The following is a 2,291-nucleotide window of genomic DNA, read 5'->3' on the forward strand; positions in this document are numbered from 1 at the left end:
CGCCGATCTTCACGCACGCATTGATGGCCCGGTATCCGTCCTGCGAGATCGGCGCATATTACGCGATCATGCGGTCGGCGCGCATTCTGGACGATCTCGAGCGGATCGGCGTCCCCGGCGTCGTTGGCGCGTATTCGCATCCGGCCGCCGCTTCCGGATGGGGCATGGTCGTCGTATCCCTTCAGCAGAAATATGCCGGCCACTCCGCGCAGGTGCTGGCGCTCGCCGCGCAATGTCCGGCTGCGGCCTATTTCACCAAATGGGTCATCGTGGTCGACGAGGACGTCGATCCGACCGATCTCAACGATGTTCTGTGGGCGCTGTCGACGCGGTGCCACCCGTCGGAGGACATCGACATCCTGCGCAACACCTGGTCGACCGGCCTCGACCCCAGTCAGTTTCCGCCGGAAGCACGCCCCTATGGCTCGAAGGTGCTGATCAATGCGTGCAAGCCGCACCGCCATCTTGCGCAATTCCCGCAATCCACCCTGCTGCGGAAATCCGTGCACGATCGCGTCGTGTCGCGCTGGTCGGAACTGGGCTTCAGCGGGAAACCGCGAACCATGACGTCGTTCCACGACGAGTAGCGCGCGCGTCACGAAACGCGGGAGGCGAGCAGTTCCTATTCGCCTTAATGCGCCTCACGCGTCTTCGCGGCATAGGTCTCGAAGGCCTGGCGCAGCGCGGGCGGCAACTCCACCGAGCGCCGCGTCGTCAGCGACATCATTGCCGTCACGGTGCGCGCGCGCAGCCGCTCGATGCCATCCTTGTGGCCGACGATCACTAGCGTCAGCGACGACCGCCCGATCCTCTCGACCAGCAAAGTCAGGTCGAGCTTCTCCCCCATCCGGCTCGGAATCTTGAAGTCGGTATCGACATGGACGAAGGGGAAGCCGTGCTGGTCGTGGATGATGAGATCAGCGTAATTCACCTGAAGCTCTTCGGTGTACCAGTCCTCGATCAGTCCGTTGACCATGTTGAAATAGTGCGGGAAGTAAACGATGCCCGCCGGATCGCAGTGCGAGAACCGGATCTGCACGGTTCGGGTGAACGCACCAGCCGGCGCATTGAACTTGGTTTCCTGCATCCTGGTCTCGCTTGCTGTCTCAATTGATGGTTCGCGTCGTATCGCCTTCGCACGCGTGTGGGCAATGCGTCCTTAGTCCTGCCGCTGATACATGATGATGGACAGATACTGCATCGGCGCTTCGATGAGCTCTTCGGGGCCATGCCTCGCCGCCGCGTCGAAACACAACGTGTCTCCGGGCTCCATCACGTAGCTATCGTCGCCGTGGCGATAGCGCACCTTGCCTGAAAGCATGTAGATCAGTTCGACGCCCGCATGCCTGAAATGCGTGTACGGCACAGCGTCGTCACGAAGCGTGATCAGATAGGGCTCGACGACGACGTTGCCCTTCATCGAATTGCCGAGCAGGTCATATTGATGCCCCGCCTTCGTGCCGCGGCGTTCGATCCGGACGCCGCGGCCGGCTTTCACGAACGAGCAATCCCGGCGCTCCTCACTCTCCGAGAACAGCCGGGTGATCGGCACATTCAGACTCGCAGCGAGGGCCTTGAGCGTCGCGAGCGACGCGGAAATCGCACCATTCTCGATTTTCGACATCATGCTCGCCGACACCCCGGCGGCAGCGCCGAGTTCCGCAACGGTCAGATCGAGGGATTTTCGCAGCCGCCGCACCTCTGCGCCGATCGCGACCTCCAGCGATCGCGGCGTGTCCTCCGCGGGTGCGAGCGAGCCGGTCCGCAGCGCCACCTCGTCCTGATCGCTTGCGACCTTGCGCGCCGTTTTCTTGATGGGGCGTTTGCCCTTGTCCCGACCGCTCATGACATCCTCGCAAAAGCCCCTGAGCACGTACCGAACCTGTTCATAGGCTATGTTCTTACCAAGAACAATTCGTTCTTGCTAGTTGACGCACCCGTGGCGCGCCTCTAAGGTTTGGCATCGCCGTCCCGTCAGGGAAACATCAATTATGTGCGGAATTGTCGGGCTTTTTCTGAAGTCCAGGATGCTCGAGCCGCAGCTCGGCGCGATGCTGTCGCAAATGCTCGGAGTCATGACCGACCGCGGTCCGGACAGCGCCGGCTTCGCCGTCTATGGCGCTGGCGACGGCAACCATATCAAGCTGACCCTGCGCTCAAACCTCGGCAACGACATCGACACGATCGCCGACGAAATCTCGGCCGACATCGGTGGGCCGCTCGCCAGTTCGAAGCGCGGCAGTCATATCGTCCTGACGACACCGAAAAGCATCGAGCAGAAAGTTCGCGAC

The 2,291-nt window shown here is 61.9% G+C and carries 2 protein-coding genes and 2 pseudogenes; 2 read left to right on the top strand and 2 right to left on the bottom strand.

Translation table 11 applies throughout. The features are described from left to right. Window positions 1-587 (top strand): annotated as a pseudogene (locus VN004_RS02640) (hypothetical protein); the annotation flags it as partial. A gap of 44 nt (window positions 588-631) precedes the next feature. On the opposite strand, the gene VN004_RS02645 reads toward VN004_RS02640, so the two are convergent. Together VN004_RS02645 and VN004_RS02650 are read right to left on the bottom strand one after the other, a co-directional pair. After that, complete coding sequence (locus VN004_RS02645) at window positions 632-1,087, bottom strand: thioesterase family protein (protein ID WP_325606741.1); 456 nt, start codon at window positions 1,085-1,087, stop codon at window positions 632-634. 72 nt (window positions 1,088-1,159) lie between these two features. Beyond that, window positions 1,160-1,846 (bottom strand): XRE family transcriptional regulator, encoded by a 687-nt coding sequence (locus VN004_RS02650; protein ID WP_325606743.1) that lies wholly within the window; start codon window positions 1,844-1,846, stop codon window positions 1,160-1,162. 181 nt (window positions 1,847-2,027) lie between these two features. On the opposite strand from VN004_RS02650, the pseudogene VN004_RS02655 reads away from it, so the two are divergent. Next, a pseudogene (locus VN004_RS02655) lies at window positions 2,028-2,291 on the top strand (glutamine amidotransferase); the annotation flags it as partial.

It is taken from the genome of Pseudorhodoplanes sp., from assembly GCF_035565855.1.
Lineage (GTDB): Bacteria > Pseudomonadota > Alphaproteobacteria > Rhizobiales > Xanthobacteraceae > Pseudorhodoplanes.

What these genes read in the sequence shown, in the direction of transcription:
- VN004_RS02645 (WP_325606741.1), bottom strand. Translation starts at nt 1,087, where the DNA reads ATGCAGGAAACCAAGTTCAATGCGCCGGCTGGTGCGTTCACCCGAACC.
- VN004_RS02650 (WP_325606743.1), bottom strand. Translation starts at nt 1,846, where the DNA reads ATGAGCGGTCGGGACAAGGGCAAACGCCCCATCAAGAAAACGGCGCGC.